Source organism: Paenibacillus sp. FSL K6-3182 (assembly GCF_037976325.1).
Lineage (GTDB): Bacteria > Bacillota > Bacilli > Paenibacillales > Paenibacillaceae > Pristimantibacillus.
The window spans coordinates 4594733-4612312 of record NZ_CP150265.1 but is presented as its reverse complement, the minus strand read 5'-3'; the positions used below and the strand labels follow the sequence as shown (position 1 = coordinate 4612312).

Annotated in this window: 16 protein-coding genes and 1 other annotated feature; of the genes, 11 read left to right on the top strand and 5 right to left on the bottom strand. The window is 46.4% G+C overall.

Going from position 1 to position 17580, the window contains the following annotated elements:
• Nucleotides 1–21: 21 nt before the first annotated feature.
• Genes MHH56_RS20485 through MHH56_RS20475 form a run of 3 tightly spaced genes read right to left on the bottom strand, consistent with a single transcriptional unit; the run spans nucleotide 22 to nucleotide 2204 of the window.
• A complete protein-coding gene (locus tag MHH56_RS20485; RefSeq protein ID WP_339203515.1) occupies nucleotides 22–972 on the bottom strand; it encodes a DUF4179 domain-containing protein in 951 nt (316 codons plus the stop codon).
• Nucleotides 965–1423 carry a sigma-70 family RNA polymerase sigma factor gene (locus tag MHH56_RS20480; RefSeq protein WP_339203513.1) on the bottom strand — a complete coding sequence of 153 codons (459 nt, stop codon included), beginning with the start codon at nucleotides 1421–1423 and terminating at the stop codon, nucleotides 965–967. The genes MHH56_RS20485 and MHH56_RS20480 overlap by 8 nt, the downstream gene beginning before the upstream one ends.
• Before the next feature lie 52 nt (nucleotides 1424–1475).
• On the bottom strand, nucleotides 1476–2204 hold the full coding sequence (locus MHH56_RS20475) for a Gmad2 immunoglobulin-like domain-containing protein (protein ID WP_339203512.1): 729 nt from the start codon (nucleotides 2202–2204) through the stop codon (nucleotides 1476–1478).
• Between the two features lie 308 nt (nucleotides 2205–2512).
• On the opposite strand from MHH56_RS20475, the gene MHH56_RS20470 reads away from it, so the two are divergent.
• The 4 genes from MHH56_RS20470 (at nucleotide 2513) to MHH56_RS20455 (ending at nucleotide 6340) form a co-directional block, all read left to right on the top strand.
• A complete protein-coding gene (locus MHH56_RS20470; RefSeq protein ID WP_339203510.1) occupies nucleotides 2513–4168 on the top strand; it encodes an RsmB/NOP family class I SAM-dependent RNA methyltransferase in 1656 nt (551 codons plus the stop codon).
• A gap of 1 nt (nucleotide 4169) precedes the next feature.
• Complete coding sequence (locus tag MHH56_RS20465) at nucleotides 4170–4922, top strand: 16S rRNA pseudouridine(516) synthase (protein WP_339203509.1); 753 nt, start codon at nucleotides 4170–4172, stop codon at nucleotides 4920–4922.
• 73 nt (nucleotides 4923–4995) lie between these two features.
• Nucleotides 4996–5793, top strand: a complete 798-nt coding sequence (locus MHH56_RS20460; RefSeq protein ID WP_339203507.1) for a Cof-type HAD-IIB family hydrolase — start codon at nucleotides 4996–4998, stop codon at nucleotides 5791–5793.
• A 94-nt stretch (nucleotides 5794–5887) separates the two neighbouring features.
• Nucleotides 5888–6340 carry a hypothetical protein gene (locus MHH56_RS20455; RefSeq protein ID WP_339203505.1) on the top strand — a complete coding sequence of 151 codons (453 nt, stop codon included), beginning with the start codon at nucleotides 5888–5890 and terminating at the stop codon, nucleotides 6338–6340.
• A gap of 79 nt (nucleotides 6341–6419) precedes the next feature.
• Here MHH56_RS20455 and MHH56_RS20450 read toward each other — a convergent pair whose 3' ends face one another.
• Nucleotides 6420–8252, bottom strand: a complete 1833-nt coding sequence (locus MHH56_RS20450) for a DEAD/DEAH box helicase (RefSeq protein ID WP_339203503.1) — start codon at nucleotides 8250–8252, stop codon at nucleotides 6420–6422.
• A 127-nt stretch (nucleotides 8253–8379) separates the two neighbouring features.
• On the opposite strand from MHH56_RS20450, the gene MHH56_RS20445 reads away from it, so the two are divergent.
• The 5 genes from MHH56_RS20445 to leuS all read left to right on the top strand — a co-directional run bounded on the left by MHH56_RS20445 (nucleotide 8380) and on the right by leuS (nucleotide 14500).
• Nucleotides 8380–8574 carry a YwbE family protein gene (locus tag MHH56_RS20445; protein WP_076266853.1) on the top strand — a complete coding sequence of 65 codons (195 nt, stop codon included), beginning with the start codon at nucleotides 8380–8382 and terminating at the stop codon, nucleotides 8572–8574.
• 53 nt (nucleotides 8575–8627) lie between these two features.
• Nucleotides 8628–8930, top strand: a complete 303-nt coding sequence (locus MHH56_RS20440; RefSeq protein ID WP_339203500.1) for a hypothetical protein — start codon at nucleotides 8628–8630, stop codon at nucleotides 8928–8930.
• 143 nt (nucleotides 8931–9073) lie between these two features.
• Nucleotides 9074–10267: a GNAT family N-acetyltransferase gene (locus MHH56_RS20435; RefSeq protein WP_339203498.1), complete on the top strand. Its 1194-nt coding sequence runs from the start codon at nucleotides 9074–9076 to the stop codon at nucleotides 10265–10267.
• Nucleotides 10268–10362: 95 nt separating this feature from the next.
• Nucleotides 10363–11625, top strand: coding sequence for an MFS transporter (locus tag MHH56_RS20430; protein WP_339203497.1), 1263 nt, complete (start codon nucleotides 10363–10365; stop codon nucleotides 11623–11625).
• Between the two features lie 100 nt (nucleotides 11626–11725).
• Nucleotides 11726–11979 (top strand) — a binding site (T-box leader).
• Between the two features lie 82 nt (nucleotides 11980–12061).
• A complete protein-coding gene (leuS, locus tag MHH56_RS20425) occupies nucleotides 12062–14500 on the top strand; it encodes a leucine--tRNA ligase (protein WP_339203496.1) in 2439 nt (812 codons plus the stop codon).
• Between the two features lie 40 nt (nucleotides 14501–14540).
• On the opposite strand, the gene comER is transcribed toward leuS, so the two are convergent.
• On the bottom strand, nucleotides 14541–15380 hold the full coding sequence (gene comER, locus MHH56_RS20420) for a late competence protein ComER (protein ID WP_339209683.1): 840 nt from the start codon (nucleotides 15378–15380) through the stop codon (nucleotides 14541–14543).
• 195 nt (nucleotides 15381–15575) lie between these two features.
• Here comER and MHH56_RS20415 point away from each other — a divergent pair, with 195 nt between their 5' ends.
• Nucleotides 15576–16136 carry a helix-hairpin-helix domain-containing protein gene (locus MHH56_RS20415; RefSeq protein ID WP_339203494.1) on the top strand — a complete coding sequence of 187 codons (561 nt, stop codon included), beginning with the start codon at nucleotides 15576–15578 and terminating at the stop codon, nucleotides 16134–16136.
• An 80-nt stretch (nucleotides 16137–16216) separates the two neighbouring features.
• Nucleotides 16217–17509, top strand: coding sequence for a homocysteine synthase (locus MHH56_RS20410; RefSeq protein ID WP_076266859.1), 1293 nt, complete (start codon nucleotides 16217–16219; stop codon nucleotides 17507–17509).
• Nucleotides 17510–17580: the final 71 nt, after the last annotated feature.

Genomic DNA, 17580 nt, shown 5'->3' with positions numbered 1-17580 from the left:
AGATGGATAAAATATTGGATATTACTGGTTGTCTGATCTGGCGTTAATTGCTTGGGGATCTTGCATGGCTTCTCTCTGTTCAATGTATAACGAATGGTCAGAGATGCCATAGGTTTTAACTATTTCCTGCATTTTTCCCATAGCGGCTTCTTCACTGCTATAATATCCAGCTTCGACAAAGTAACCCCCTTGTTGATCTTTAAGCGTTCGTACTCCTTCAAGGCCTGCTAACATTTCTTCGTAAATGCCTTGCGTTTCTCCGAATGCGGAAGAAGCGGTACGAAGCGAATAAACGGTGGGAAGATCGGTTTCTGCAGAGTCCCGCTTTATCGTAAGAACTACTTGTGCCGGTTCTTTATATTCCTTGACCTCGTAACTTATATTGTTCTTAAATGTTATGTTAAAGCGAACCAGCGAGTCGTCGAGCGAAATTAATGGATATGCGTCCGCGATTAAACTGCTTTTCTTTAGCTCCGCTAAGTCCTTCTCGGCTGAGAAGCGTCTAACACCGCCAATTGAAAAAGTCATCGTTTTAGGATATAGGCTATAGTTTACGCTAAAAGAATTCGTCATTTGCTGATCTTTATTGTTTTGCTGAAAATGAATGACAATATGCTCAAGATCGCCTTTTTTCTCGAGTGAAATGACATTAATAGCAGTGGAGTCCGTAATTGTACCGCCACCTGCGCTTCCTTTGTTAAATTGCAAAGTACGCACGAGTTGGCCAAGTCCAGGTATTTTTTCTAAGCTGCTAGCGAAAGTGGGCATCGTATTAATGCTGATTGTAAAAAGAATAAATAGGGCTGCTGCACCAGCAACTACACGTTTCACCCAGCGGATTGAGTTTGCTTGTTTCGTGCGCTTGCGCTCGATTTTGCCTCTTTGAATAGCTGCATCGGCAATGGAAGCAAGCTGATCGGGAATATCGATTTCATTATATGTTTTTTTAAATAAATCCATTCGGTTACTCATCGTCTTCCCCCTCGTTTAGATGAATATTCAGCTTTGCTAAAGCCCGGTAGACGATCGATTTCACCGAGCTTAACGACATATCGACAATTTCAGCAACATCTTTTAAGGGCAAATCTTCAAAATACCTAAGGATGATCACCGTTTTGGACTTCTCGTCAAGACTGTCGAGTGCCTGATGCAGATCGATTTGCTCTTCGGTTCGTTCAGGAGCGTAACCAGCCTCATAATCGTTGTCGATATAGACTGTTTTTTTCGCTTTTCGAATATATTCAAGCGCATAATTGACGGCGATCTTTGTTAGCCACGTATGAAAGTATTGCGGCTCACGCACTTTTTTGACAGAAATAAAGGCGCGATATATGGTTTCTTGTACAATTTCGAGAGCATCGTCCTTGTTGCGAACATAAGTATAGGCGATTCGGTAGAGCCGATCCTGCCGACTCGCGATCAACTTGGAGAAGCTTTCGTCATCGCCGGCTATCGCTTTTTTTACAAGTTCAATTTCAATTGAAATGGCGGTCGGCCTCCTTATGAGTAATAGTCGTGCTCTGGTTATGCTCTCCCAGACGGTTCCAATCATACGGAACCTTGCCCCAGTCAGGTGCGCCGATAGAGGCTGTTCCAAAACCTGAGGCAAGCACTTTTTCGCCATGTTTTAGGGTATAATTATAGGTGCCTCTGAAAGTCTCGCCCTTTAAGGAATAATCGACGGATACAGGAGTGATCATCAGGTTGCGAAATGATTCGTTATCGACTTTTTTGCTGCTTGCGTACATCGTTAGCGGCATGTTGATTTTGCGAACTTGTTCGCCGCTCTCTTGATCAATTTCATATAGCTCGATATGGAGCGGGTTGTCGAGTGACAACTTATTTACCGGAACGATAATGGTCTGATTCACTTTACCCCATTCCGGTCCACCTACAGAAGCAGTTCCAAAATCAGTCATGATGATTTTATCGCCTTGCTTGATTGTGAAATGGTAGGTGCCTTCGAATAGGCTTGCTTCGCCATTAATTTCAAATACTAAACTTTGCTTGGCTGCTTCAATGATGCGGAACGAGTCGTTGCTAATGTTTGCAGTGGGCTGTTTCACATGCTGCTGCGTTATTTGGTTTACGTTTTCCTTGGCTTGAACGATGCTGCGATCGCTGACCGAATTCGTCATCAACCCGATAAGGGTTGCTCCGGCAATGACTGAAGCTACGACTGTACCTACTACTATTTTTTTCATATGAATAATCTCCTTATGGCTTTTTCGCCGTGTATTATTGTTAAACGATAATTGCTGTTTGCTTCATGAAGGCTACATAGGTTAGATGGGCGAGATGGTCAAAAAGACGCAAGGAAGTATATTCCATTAATCGGCTAAGGAATGCGACCAATTTTTGAATAACGAATAGCGTTTCGGAGCTTGTCTAACTTTTCAACAATTTTAATGGCGCTTCATTATTCCGTGCGTTGTATAATGAATCCTTAAGCTTTGTGTACGAATGCCTCGGCGAATGCTGAGAGGCTATTTATTTGGCAGGAGGAAATAGCATGAACGGCAATTTGCCGCGTAATTTCACAGAAAAAATGGAAAAGCTGCTTGGTGATGAGTTTGATAGCTTTATGTCTTCGTATGATGCACCGAGAGTATACGGTCTTCGAATCAATCGATTAAAGCTAGGTGTCGAGCAATGGAAAAAGCTATCTGACATGGGCGAAGAGGTGCGTGAAATACCTTGGGCACCGGATGGTTTGTATTACAAAGAGGGCGAACGGCCAGGCAAACATCCGCACTATCATGCGGGGCTCTATTATATTCAAGAACCAAGTGCGATGGCTCCGGTAGAACTGCTGGACGTTCAGCCTGGTCAACGCGTACTTGATCTATGCGCGGCTCCAGGAGGTAAATCGACGCAAATTGCAGGGAAGCTGCAAGGAAGCGGAGTGCTCGTCACGAATGATAACGCTAGAGAAAGAACAAAGGCTTTGGCCAAAAATATAGAGCTTGCCGGCGTACGCAATGCTGTCGTGCTTAACGATGAGCCCGCAGCAATTGCCGCTGTTTTTCCACAATGGTTCGATCGTATTCTCATTGATGCACCATGCTCCGGCGAGGGCATGTTTCGCAAGGATGATTCAATGATCGCAGAATGGGAGAAGCACTCGATTGAAAAATGCTCCTTAATGCAGCGCGATATTATGCAGCATGCCGCAGCGATGCTGGCACCTGGGGGGAGAATGGTCTATTCGACATGCACGTTCTCGCCGGAGGAGAACGAGCAGCAAATGGCTCAGTTTTTAGCCGAGCATGAAGATTTTTTTGTTGAAGCTATTTCTCCTCAGCATGGCTGGAGGGCAGGCAGAGCGGATTTAGCAGAAGGCATGGCGCAGCTTGATGAAGAGCGTCTGCAATCCATTCAAGGAACGGTAAGGCTATGGCCGCATTTAATCGAGGGTGAAGGTCATTATGCGGCTGTCCTTAGACGCAGCGGGGAGCGGACAAGCATCATGGAAGAAGAGCCGGCGGTTGCTGCTTCTGTAAAGCGCCAGAGCGTCCAGTCTGCTGGCGGAAGCTTAAAACGTGAAGTCGTGCCAAGCAGCGGGAAAAGACAAGAAAAGAAACAAGATCATAGGGATGAGCGCCGCGCAGCTAAACGGCAAACGAGAAATGATTGGGCCAACGCTGGATTGGAGCGCCCTGCAAACAAGAAAGGGGCAGGGAGTGGTCGTGATGGAGCCGCGATGAACCTCACGGAAGAAGCAAGTCCAATTGAGCTGTGGAACCAGTATGCAGAACAATTTGCAATAAATGCACGAAGCTGGCCAGGGCGTGTAGTAGCCTTTGGTTCTCGCGTATATATTCAGCCTGCCGAACTGCCATCGCTCGATGGCTTGCGCGTGGTTAGAGCCGGCTGGTATGTAGGTGAAGCTATTCGAGGTCGATTTGAACCGTCACACCCGCTAGCCATGGGGCTAAAGCGAGATGAAGCCGTGCGCTCCGTTAATTGGAGCTCGTCTGATGAGCAGACGATTCGATATCTCAAAGGGGAAACCTTGTTTGTTGATGAATCGGAATTAACGGTGCATGCTGGCGCCGCCTCAAAAGGATATATATTAGTTTGCACAGACGGTTTCCCGATAGGCTGGGGGAAATATGCCGCTGGAATGATCAAAAATGAACTGCCTGCAGGATGGAGATGGATGTAGAATGAGTAAACGTATTCGAATTGACAAGCTAATCGCTCATATGGGACTGGGTACGCGCAGCGAAATTAAACGAGCTGTGAAGCTCGGCATGGTTGTTGTCGATGATAAAGTAGTGAAAGACAGCGGACTAATCGTTGACCCTGATACAGCAAAGGTTTATTTTGACGGCGCACCTGTCGTGTATCGTGATGTCGTTTATTTCATGTTGAATAAGCCGCAGGGCGTTATTTCTGCTACAGAAGATAGTCGTGAACGCACGGTAATCGATTTACTTGAGCTCTCCGATCGGCAGCGAGATCCATTTCCAGTCGGACGACTGGATAAAGACACGGTTGGCTTGCTGCTGCTGACGAATGATGGGCAGCTTGCTCATGAACTGTTGTCTCCGCGCAAGCATGTTGCGAAGACCTATGAAGCATTGGTTCTTGGCGATGTTGGCGAAGAAGACAAGCAGCTTTTTTTGGCTGGCGTTGCATTAGACGACGGGTATGTTACGATGCCGGCTGAGCTACACATCAAGAGTCGTGAACAACGGGATGATGAAATATTTTCGAGTATCTCCCTTACCATTATGGAAGGTAAGTTCCACCAAGTGAAAAGAATGTTTGAAGCTGTCGGCAAAAAGGTCGTATACTTGAAAAGAGTATCGATGGGCCCGCTTAAGCTTGATGAAACTCTTGAAGAGGGCTCCTATCGGGAGCTGACGGAAGAAGAACTAGAGCTTCTGCGCTCACATAAACGGAAAACTGATTAGACTTTGTATCTGGTGTTTGATGTAATTAAAAGATAGAGAGAGCACTTACAGAGCTTGGAATAGGAGTGGAGACATGAGCCTTAATTATGACTTAATTGCTTTAGATGTGGATGGGACGCTGCTTACAGATGATCATGTGCTGACGAAAGCTATTCGTGAGTCGGTACATGAGGCTGCCAATCGCGGAGCTCAAATCGTATTATGTACTGGGAGAGGACCATCAGGCGCTCTTCCTGTGCTGAAAGAGCTTGGACTTAGCGGGACGGTGATTACTCATAACGGCGCAGCAACGATAAATGCGGACGACCATTCCGTTGTTCACCAATTCGATATGGTACCTGAACATTTATTGCGTTTTATTCAATATTGCCGCGAGAATGGCATTCATTTTGATTTGAATACTGCGTTTGAAATGATGGTCGAGAGCATGACGCCGGAAGTGGAAGCGATGTATGGTCATTTTCAAGCTAAACCATCGATTCATGATTTCCGCCTGGGCTTGCCTAGCGGCCTTGTGAAATTCACAGTTTTTGGAACGAAGGATCAGATGGATGTCGTGCAAACGGAATGGTCGGGATGGCCTAAGCAGCTTCATTCGATTCGGAGCGGCGACTTTTTTATCGATGTGCATCATAGTGAAGCCAATAAAGGAAAAGCGTTGCAGCAGCTTGCAGCAATTAAAGGCATTGATCGCAACCGAATTCTAGCAATCGGCAATTATCATAATGATATTACGATGCTTCAATTTGCGGGCATGGGCATAGCAATGGGCAATTCTCCAGAGGAAGTGAAGCTGGCAGCTAATGCAGTTGCACTTTCGAATAGCGAGGATGGCGTGGCTAGAGCGCTTTATGAGCACGCTTGGAGCTAATTAAACAAGAGGGCTGTTTCAAAAGTGAAAACTTTTGAAACAGCCCTTTTTCTTTGGGATATTCGTAAAGTATTTAGGAGATGTTTTTGGACAGATGAATTTTCCTGGTACGAACGGTAATGTGAAATATGTATGGCTGGATAATGTTCCTGGAAAATTCAGCTTTGCAAGCATAAGCCTGCTTAAAAATTTGGACCCTAGCTATTATTATATTATTGATTGCCATTGGCCGCTGAAGGTAAGCGGAATTACAGTAGATCCAACACATGTTATAAGCCAGGAAGAAACGAATCATTTTTTTAATGCGATTCCATCCAAAGTGCGAAATAATGTTATAGCTATTTTCACTCACCATGCTCATACCTTTTATGAAAAGCTTACTAATATTTATCCCGGATTTACGAAAACTAAATTTTACGTTTGCGGATGCAGCGGCGCGTATAAATGCCAATGCAATTCTACTAGCTGCGGCAGAGGATATTATGAGGCGGCATTGACTAGCAATAATAATCAGTATGATCTAACGGTTAACGAAGTAAGATCCTGACGGAATGATATAGAAAAAGAAAGAGCGGTCAGCACTGGGAATAAGTTCCTGTGTTGACCGCTCTTTCTTTTAAAGTTGTTTACCGATTGCGTCCGCCGCCACCGCGCGGTTTGCTCGAAGAGCTTCCGCCACCACGCGGACTGTTGCCGCGACCGCCGGCAGGTGAGCCGCTGCGTCCGCCTGACGATGATTTGCCGCGCTTGCCTGTTCCACGGCCGTTTTCGTGCTCATTTAGTGTTTTCGCTTTGAAATCACTGCGCGCTGCTTCCCAAGGGCTATCCACCTTGGACGAGGCACGGCCTGCTACATGCTCTGCGCCGCGAGGACTGCCGAAGCCGCCGGTGCGGCTTGCACCACCGCGAGCTGAGCCGCCACGACTCTCGGAGCGTTCGCCACCGCGAGCTGAACTTCCGCGACTTTCGGAACGATCACCGCCGCGAGTGGAACTGCTGCGGCTTTGGGAACGGTCATTACCGCGAGCAGGGCTTGCGGATTCGAATCGGTCCCCACGGTTGGCTGACCAGCCTGTGCTCTCGCCAGCTGCTTCGGAAGCTTGACCGCGAATCTCAGCTGTTCTGCCTGTACGTTTGCCAGCATTAGGACGAACGGTCTCGCGTTGGCCTCTGCGTCCGCCTGGCTTCGCATTGCGATCACCTTGAGCAGAACGGTCACGACCGCCGCGGCGTCCACCCTCGGATGGCTTGCTGCTTCCGCCGCGTGTACTGCTTTTGCCAGCTGCACTGCGTGTTCTCTCTGGACGATCGCCGGATTGTGCGCGTACAGATGTTTCGTTGCCTTCGCTGTCAATCGCACGGCGTGCAAGCTTAGCATTTATGCTTTGTTCAATAAGAATCAAATGGTTTTTGTCATAAGGAGTTGCGAGTGTAATGGCTGCGCCATCTTGCCCAGCGCGACCTGTTCTGCCAATACGGTGAATATACAGCTCGCCGTCTTGTGGAACGTCGTAGTTGTAAACATGGGTAACCCCTTCAACATCGAGTCCGCGAGCAGCAACGTCAGTGGCTACGAGCACCTGCAGTCTTGCATCTCTGAAGCGCTTCATTACTTGCTCACGCTTCGCTTGCGTAAGATCGCCGTGCAGCTCATCCGATTCGATGCCGATCTCTTGGAGTTCCTTGTTTAATTTTTTCGCGCGAACTTTAGTCCGGCAAAAAATAACGGCCAAATACGGCTGATGACGCTCAAGCAAATGCACGAGAGTTTGCTGCTTGCTTCTATCCGTTGTTTCATAGACGATTTGTGTAATGCTGTCGAGTGTGACGTTAGTACTGCGTACCCGAATATCGACAGGTGTCTTCATATAATCAGCAGCCAGCTTGCGAATAGCATCAGGCATTGTAGCTGAGAACAACATCGTTTGACGAGCTTTCGGCGTTTGTGAAATAATGCTTTCTACATCTGGCAGGAAGCCCATGTGAAGCATTTGATCCGCTTCATCGAGAACAAGCATTTGCAGCTTGCCTAGGCTGACGGTTTCACGTTTCATATGATCGATAAGACGACCAGGTGTTGCAACCACGATATGGGGCGAGCGCTGCAGCTTGCGAATCTGAGCATCAACGTCTTGGCCGCCATAGGCAGCAAGCACGCTTACGCCAACAGCGGGAACAAGTTTTTTGAGCTCGCTCGTAATTTGAATCGCAAGTTCCCTCGTTGGAGTTAATATGAGAGCTTGGACTTGTTCTTTCTCTATATTAATACGTTGCAAAATAGGCAAAGCAAACGCAATCGTTTTGCCTGTGCCCGTCTGAGCTTGTGCAATAACATCCTGCCCGTTGAGCAGAAGTGGAATCGCTTGCTTTTGAACCGGAGTCGGCTCGATAATTCCATCATGGTGAAGCAATTCGCTTAGCTTGGGAATTATACCCAAAGCGTTAAATGCGTTAGACATTAATACATTTCCTCATTTCGTTTACATCTTTTGATGTTAAGTATAACAGCTGTCCTTATAATGTGCATCTTTACTTTGCTTATGCTATGCTAAAAGCCGACATTAGAGCAGCAGAGGAATGGTAAATATGAATGGAACAGAGCGCTCCGCGATCAAAGCGGGCCTATCGGTAGACATTGTTTTGAAGCAGGATCAACGGACTGGAAAGCTGACACGAGGTGTAGTGAAAGATATTTTGACGAATTCGCCTAAGCACCCTCATGGCATTAAAGTGAGACTGGCTGATGGGCAAGTAGGGAGAGTCAAGAACATCCTGACTTAAAGAGTCCATATCTAGTCAGGAAGGAATGTTCAACGTTAAAGGAGCGATGTGCTGTGGCCTTTGGCATAAAAAGAAAAGAGTTGCAGCGATGGAAGGAAGCCGTTGCCCGCGGAGAAATTGCATTTCTGACGCACTACTGGCTGGATTCGAGGTTTCCAGACATGAAGACAGTAACGAAGGTAGGCTGCTCCGATATGGAGAAGCTATCGCGCTGGTGCCTCGATAACGGACTTAACCCTCGCTATATTCATGCGCGGTCAGAGTATCCGCATTTTGATTTGCTTGGACCGATGCAGAGTGAAATATTGAAGCGAGAAAATCAGCTGGAACAGCTTGAACGATTTGATATGTTATGAGGATCAGAATCGCAATTAGCTGCTCATGAGGCGGCTTTTTTTATTTCAAAAATGGAAAAAAATCTTTCTCCTTAATGAATCATCCTTTATGATAAATGGAAGCTTGGATGATTATGCCAGTTTAAGGGGAGTGGAATTTGCATATGGTTGTCGAGAAAATGCAGCTGCTGGACACCTTCAAAGAATGGATAACGTTTGTAACCGATTTGGCGCGTTACGACGAACGTATTTGGAATCAGAGCATTGCCGCAGGAAAGTGGTCGGTTCGAGACGTCACAGCCCATATTTTACGTTGGGATATTTATTTTTATGAAGAAGCAATCTTAAAGGTGCGAGCTGGCCTGCCGCTTACGGTTAAACATCTGGATTATAATGAGTTTAACGAACAAGCAAAAATATACAGCAGGTCAACTTCGGTCGCTGAGCTCGTTCATGAAGCTGCAAGCATACGTGAGCGGATTATTGACACGATAGCACAGTTAGCAGATGAGCAATACAAAGCTAAATATGTAGATGCGGACGGCCATGCCTTTGAAGTGAGTCAGTATATAAAAGATTTTATATGGCATGATCAGCATCATATGGAGCAGATTAAACGACTGTTGCATTTTCGCATAGAGGAAATGAGCTTGAATGGCTGGCCAGCTTTGCAAACGGTTGTCTACGACGGCTGGCTGCTTCGTTTTGCAGAAGGTTATACGAAACGTTCCAATTCGATTAATCCTGTGTACGGCAGCACGCTTCAGCTTGATGCAAAAATCAGCTCCTGCGAGGAACTGTATGAACACAAGGGAATACGCTCTGTTTTTAAAATAACACCCTTTGTCCAGCCAACCTCGCTTGATGAGGAACTGGCGACTCGCGGTTATGAGCTTATCGACCGGACGATTGTAAAGACGATACATCTTTCTGACGCTCTATCCCCGAAGGCTGCTGAAATTTGGCTCGAACAGGAAGTTTCGGAGAACTGGCTGGATGCGGTTGCGGTTTTTAGTCGTTTAACGGATGAACAGCGGTCAACTACACGCAAAATGATAGAACAGTCACCGCTGGATAAATGCTGCGCAATCCTGCACGACAATGGAATACCGGTAGCATGCGGCTATGCGGTGATTGAGGATGGTTGGATTGGTATTTATGATATTGTGACCGATCCTAACTATCGAAATAAAGGTTTTGGCGAGCAGCTAGTGCTGCATCTTCTACAATGGGGCAAGGGACGTGGAGCGACTGAAGGTTATCTGCTCGTCGTAAAAGATAACGCAGCAGCTAATCGGCTGTACGATAAAATCGGGTATGGCCCGCAATACGAGTATTGGTATCGAGTAAAAAAATAAAAGCTGCTATTTGTTATTTGTAATAATCGTATAAGGCGCCTTGTTGAATGTTTAAGGCGCTTATATGGGAAACTAAACAACTTAGATTGATCAGCATGAGAAAGAAGGATTATTTCGTGAAAATCAGCAATTCAAATTTATCATCAGCATCTACATCTTCTGCGCCAATTGCAATAACAAGCTCATGGCTGCTGCTTCTTGGCATATTGCTAATAGCCGCTAATTTGCGAGCGCCACTAACAGCGGTTGGACCAATCGTATCTGAAATTCAGCGTTCGTTTGGCATCTCCAGTGCGCTCACTGGACTGCTGACGACCTTGCCACTGCTAGCATTTGCACTTATTTCTCCGCTTGCGCCACGAATTGCACAGCGCATTAGTATGGAAAACACATTATTTATTGCAATGGTTGTGCTAACTGGCGCGATTGTAATTCGATCCCTTCCGGCGATAGCCGCTTTATTTGTTGGAACGATCTTGCTGGGCATGGCGATTGCAGTTGCAAACGTACTGCTTCCGAGCATGATAAAAAGAGATTTTCCGGCCACCGTCGGTCTAATGACTGGTTTATATTCGGTCGTGATGAATTTAGGCGCTGCTCTAGCTTCAGGATTCAGCATTCCCATTACAGAGAAGATTTCCTTTGGCTGGCAAGGGATGCTGGCCTGCTGGGCACTGCTCGCTCTAATTGCTACGATTGCTTGGGTACCGCAACTTCGTTCGTTTGCGAAGAAGGACAACAACAAAGCAGCAACGGATGGCGAGAAGAACGGTGGTCTGCTGCGCTCTGGCTTAGCTTGGAAAGTAGCATTATTTATGGGTCTTCAATCATTTTGTTTCTATGTCAACATATCATGGCTGCCTGAAATTTTGTCTGACCGCGGCATGAGTCACGTTGATGCGGGATGGATGCTGTCACTGCTGCAATTTGTCAGCTTGCCCGCGACTTTTATTATCCCTGTCATTGCGGGAAAGCAGGCAAGCCAAAGGCTGCTTGTTATTCTTACAACGATCTTGCTGCTCCTAGGATATTTAGGGCTCCTTAGCGGGAATGTGGATCTTATTCCGATTTGTATGATCTTACTCGGAATTGCCGGCGGTTCCGGCTTTAGTCTCGCGGTTATGTTTTTTGTACTGCGGACAAGCAGCACAAGGCAGTCGGCTCAGTTGTCGGGGATGGCGCAGTCTCTTGGTTATCTGCTTGCCGCTGCCGGACCGCTGTTGTTTGGACTCATTCATGATTTGACGAATAATTGGACTGTCTCATTAGTGATGCTAGTAGCCGTTGCCGTTATTTTTGGATATATAGGCTTCGGAGCTGGAGCGAATAAAACCATATCAGGAGCACAAGAAAAATAAATGTGTTGTGCAAATTGATTAGTATACGCTTGAAGTTCAAGTTCGTTCTCTTGACACCGAACCGTGTGATCTTTATAATCGAAACTAACGATTTTATGCATATGGAGCGTTGAAGAGGAACAGTAATTTCGTTTGTCAGGCCTAGAGAGCCGGTGATTTATGGTGGAAGCCGGACCTGCAGCGAAATGAAGCTCGCCTTGGAGCTGTGCGATTAACGAAAGCGATGTTTACGAAACATCGTTTACGCGAAAATCACCGTTTGGCCCGCGATAAGGGCGACAAGTGAGCGATCGGCAAAGCATGTCTTTCGCTAACTAGGGTGGTACCACGGGAGAACAACCTCTCGTCCCTAGCGATAATTCGCTAGGGGCGAGAGGTTTTATGTTTTTTTGTACAATTATGCATGCAGCATTTATTTGAGAGAGGATATGAGCACATGAGTCAAGAACAGCAATTTCACGGCTATAACCCGCTTGTTGTGGAGCCGAAATGGCAGCAATTTTGGGATAAAAACAAAACGTTTCAAACGACAGAGGATGCTGAAAAACCAAAGTTTTACGCATTAGATATGTTTCCATATCCATCTGGAGCTGGCTTGCATGTTGGACATCCAGAAGGTTATACAGCGACGGATATCGTGTCTCGCTACAAAAGAATGAAAGGTTATAATGTCCTTCATCCAATGGGCTGGGACGCGTTCGGATTGCCTGCTGAGCAGCATGCGCTTGATACAGGAAAGCATCCGCGCGATATTACGTTTGTAAACATCGATAATTTCCGCAGACAAATAAAATCACTTGGCTTCTCATACGATTGGGATCGCGAGATTAGTACAACCGATCCTGAATATTATAAATGGACGCAATGGATTTTTATCCAATTGTACAACAGAGGACTCGCTTATGTTGCTGAAGTATCAGTTAACTGGTGTGAGGCTCTTGGAACGGTGCTTGCCAATGAAGAGGTTATTAACGGCCTAAGCGAGCGGGGCAATCATCCCGTTGTTCGCAAGCCTATGCGTCAGTGGATTTTGAAAATTACGGAATACGCGGATCGTCTGTTGGATGATTTGGAAGAACTGGACTGGACAGAGAGCATTAAGGATATGCAGCGCAACTGGATTGGAAAATCCAAAGGAGCTGAGGTTACCTTTGAGATTGACGGTCATGATTCCGCATTGGTCGTATTTACGACTCGTCCAGATACATTGTTTGGCGCGACTTATTGCGTACTCGCTCCTGAACATGAGCTTGTTGCAAAAATCGTAACGGCAGAGCAAAAAGAAGCAGTTGAAGCTTATCAACTGGCAGCATCGCGCAAGAGTGATTTGGAGCGTACTGATTTGGCGAAAGACAAGTCAGGCGTGTTCACAGGAGCTTATGCCATTAATCCCGTTAATGGCGTGAAAACACAAATCTGGATTGCAGATTATGTTCTTGCTGGTTATGGAACGGGTGCTATTATGGCTGTTCCAGGTCATGACGCTCGCGACTGGGAATTTGCAAAGCAATTTGATTTGCCGATCGTTGAGGTTGTGCAAGGCGGAGATGTTACGAAGGAAGCTTATGCAGGCGACGGCATTCATGTCAATTCCGATTTCTTGAACGGTTTGACGAATGAAGAAGCGATTGCGAAGATGATAGAGCATCTGGATGCATCGGGCAAAGGAAAAGGGAAAATCACTTACCGCCTGCGCGATTGGTTGTTCAGCCGCCAGCGCTACTGGGGTGAGCCGATTCCGATCCTTCACTTGGAGGATGGTACGATGAAGACTGTTCCTGAGGATCAGCTTCCGCTTCTGCTGCCTGATGTTGATGCTATTACTCCTTCAGGAACAGGGGAATCACCGCTTGCCAGCGTTACGGAATGGGTGAACACGATTGATCCTGAAACGGGCATGAAGGCTCGCCGTGAAACGAACACGATGCCGCAATGGGCAGGCAGCTGCTGGTACTACCTGCGCTTCATCGATCCTAAAAACGACAAACAGCTTTGTTCGCCAGAGAAGCAAAAGCAATGGCTGCCGGTTGACCTTTACATCGGTGGCGCTGAGCACGCTGTTCTGCATCTGCTTTACGCTCGTTTCTGGCACAAGGTGCTTTATGATATCGGCGTTGTAGATACAAAGGAGCCGTTCCATAAGCTTGTCAACCAAGGCATGATCCTTGGAAACAACAACGAAAAAATGTCCAAATCGCGTGGAAATGTTATCAATCCAGATGATATCGTAAACGAGTTTGGCGCAGATACGCTACGTATGTACGAAATGTTTATGGGTCCGCTTGAAGCAACGAAACCTTGGAATACCAATGGTGTGGAAGGAACATATCGTTTCCTTAACCGTGTATGGCGTTTGTTCGTGAACGAGGATGGCAGCTTGAATGCCAAAATCGGCAATGGCGAAACGAGTGATGCATTCAAGCGCACATGGCATCGTTCAATCAAAAAAATTACGGATGATTATGAGGGACTTCGCTTCAACACCGTAATCAGCCAGCTCATGATTTTTGTAAACGAAGCCTATAAAACAGAAGTGCTTCCTCAAGCAGCAATGGAGCAATTCGTTCAATTGATTTCTCCAATTGCGCCGCATATCGCGGAAGAGCTATGGGAGAAGCTGGGACGCACGGATTCGCTTACGTATGCAGCGTTCCCGACGTTCGAAGAAGCTTGGACGGTCGATCAAGAGGTTGAGATCGTCGTACAAGTAAATGGTAAAATCGCAGATCGTATCTCCATTGCAGCTGATATGGACGTTGCTGAAATGGAAAGCATAGCGAAAGAACTTGAGAAGGTACAAGAGCTGATTGCCGGCAAAACAATCCGTAAAGTCATTGCGGTAAAAGGCAAGCTAGTCAATATCGTTGCTAATTAAGACAAACAGAAGAGGTGAGCGGGCATTAGCTGAAGAACAGCTATTGACCGTTCACCTCTTCGCCTATAAAGGCGGTCGAAACCTTGACCACATCTTCATCGAACTTTGCATGTGTCGTACGGATGAGTTGATTGAACACTCCTTCTGTCTCGCGGCGCAGCAGGTTTAGCGCTTTGGCTGTAATGCCGCCAGGGACGGCAACTCTCTCTTGCACCTCTGCTGGTGTAAGGCCGCCTTCGGTCAGCAGCAAGCCGGTTCCGAGCAGCATGGCGCTTGCAACACGCAGCGCTTCATCACGGCTTATACCCGTTTCTTCAACCGCAGCATCCACAAATTGCTCAAGCAGGAAAGACATAAAAGCTGGTCCGCAGCTTGAAATGTCGGATACGATGCGTGTGTAATTCTCATCTATTCGCAGCGGTTGACTAATATGGGATAATAAGTCCTCCAGTTGAGCCATATCATTTTCATCAATCGTTTCCCCATAAATACAAAGCGATGCTCCGCTCCATACATAATTTGTAATGCTCGGAATAACCTTAGCTACCTTGCAATCGAGTTCCCCTTCTAGATGAGAGATAAGGACAGGACTCGTTATAGATACGACAATCTGATTTGGTCGAATAGTTGCCTTCAAATCATCGACCACTTTTTTGAACTCCAAAGGCTTTACGCACAAAAAAACAATATCGCAGCCGCAGGCAGCCGCAGCATTCGTATATTCGGCTCTCATGCCGGAATAACGGTTGGCCAAGGCTTGCGCTTTTGCAAAGGTGCGGTTGCTGACGGCAATTTGTTTTGGTGATAATGCACCAGATGCGATCAAAGCTTCAATGAGCAGGCTTCCCATTGTGCCCGTCCCGATAAATCCGACATTCATGCTGAACCCTCCTATAGGTTTGGCGCGCGCATAACCTGCTTTAATTTGTAGAGAATGGTTATATGCGAACAAATCCCGAGTGAAAATTTCAATAGCCGTACTCATTTCGTGTGCTCTCTTACCTTATTCCGCAGGACTTGTTTCATATGTCACTAATTACCAAATAATTCGTCGCTTTCAAAGGAGAGTGAAGAAGTGAAGCTTTTAACTGGAACGATTTCTAGCAAAGCTATTTTATTTGCTTCTATTTTAATACTTGCTGCAGCTATATTGCTGGCCGCTGCTTTTATGGAGCCTAAGCAGAAGGAAACAGGTGATTGGGTACCTTTAAACGATGCTGTGAAATCTGCAGTCGCTGCAATTGATGCAGCAGATACGGGTGAAGAAGACGTAAAGAACAAGAAGGATACTGAAATGATCCCGGAAAAGGAGCAAGAAGCATCAGCTGCGGGTGTTGATCATCGAAATGAGTCGGATGAGAAAGCTGTTTTAAAGGAGGATACGATTGTATCCACTGCACCAGCAGCACCGATTGCTAATGCGGGCATGGATGATGCAGCAAAGCTTGATATCAACCGCGCAACGGAGGCGGAACTTGATGATTTGAAAGGAATCGGACCGTCCAAAGCAAAAGCAATTATTGAAGATAGAGAAAGAAACGGCAAATTTGCGACCGTTAATGATTTACTCCGTGTCAAGGGAATTGGAGAAAAACTATTAAAAGGATTGGAAGACAGCATTGTAGCTCGTCCATAATTGTGAGAGAATGGAAAGAAGCGGATATTTACAACTTCCGTTTGCCATTATCTATTAACTCATTTGAAGGAGTCGAGAAAATGTCAGAACAACGCAAGCTTTCCCTTGATACACTATCCGTCCACGGAGGTCAGCAAATCGATCCGACTACGTTGTCGCGCGCAGTACCTATCTACCAGACGACATCTTACGGATTCAAAGATACAGATCATGCAGCGAATCTATTTGCATTGCAGGAATTTGGAAATATTTACTCCCGAATTATGAACCCGACATCGGATGTTTTTGAGAAACGTGTAGCTGAATTAGAGGGTGCTCCGGCAGCATTGGCAGTTGCTTCTGGTCAATCGGCTATTACATACGCGATTCTAAATATTGCAGGAGCTGGCGATGAGATCGTTTCCGCTACAAGCCTGTACGGAGGTACTTACAACTTATTCTCAATGACGCTTGCAAAGCTTGGCATCACTGTAAGATTTGTTGATCCGTCGAATCCGGAAAACTTCCGCGGAGCAATCAACGAGCGTACGAAAGCAGTATATGCTGAAACGATCGGAAATCCGAAGGGCGATGTTATCGATCTTGAAGCGGTTGCTGCAATTGCACATGAGAATGGCATTCCATTTATCGTGGACAATACATTCCCGAGCCCATACTTGTGCAGACCGATTGAACATGGAGCAGACATTGTAGTGCATTCCGCGACTAAATTTATCGGCGGACATGGAACATCAATCGGCGGTATCATTGTAGACGGCGGCAAGTTTGACTGGAAAGCCAGCGGCAAATTCCCTGGTCTTACTGAGCCAGATCCAAGCTACAATGGCGTTGTTTACACCGATGCAGTTGGCCCTGTCGCTTATATCATTAAAGCGCGCGTCCAATTGCTAAGAGATATGGGTGCTGCCATTTCACCTTTCAACTCCTTCCTATTGCTTCAAGGACTTGAGACGCTGCATCTTCGTATGGAGCGCCATAGCTCAAATGCGCAAAAGGTAGCTGAATATTTGGAAGGCCATGAAGCGGTTGAGTGGGTTAGCTATCCAGGACTTCCAAGCCACCCATCCTATGACCTTGCCCAAAAATATTTGCCGAAGGGTAAAGGCGCAATTATGACATTTGGCATTAAAGGCGGAGTAGAAGCGGGCAAGAAAGTGATCAACTCCGTTCAGCTATTCTCGCATTTGGCGAATGTCGGCGATTCCAAGTCGCTAATTATTCATCCAGCAAGCACAACACATCTGCAATTGTCTGAGGAACAGCAAGCTAATGCGGGCGTTTCTCCAGGCATGATTCGTCTATCGATCGGTACAGAAGGCATTGATGATATTTTGGCGGATATTGAGCAAGCCATTGCTGCCAGCCAAGCCTAAGCCTAAACGCTTTAGTGTCCACTTGATAATGAATCAGCTTTAACGAAGAAATATACGATAAATAAATGCAA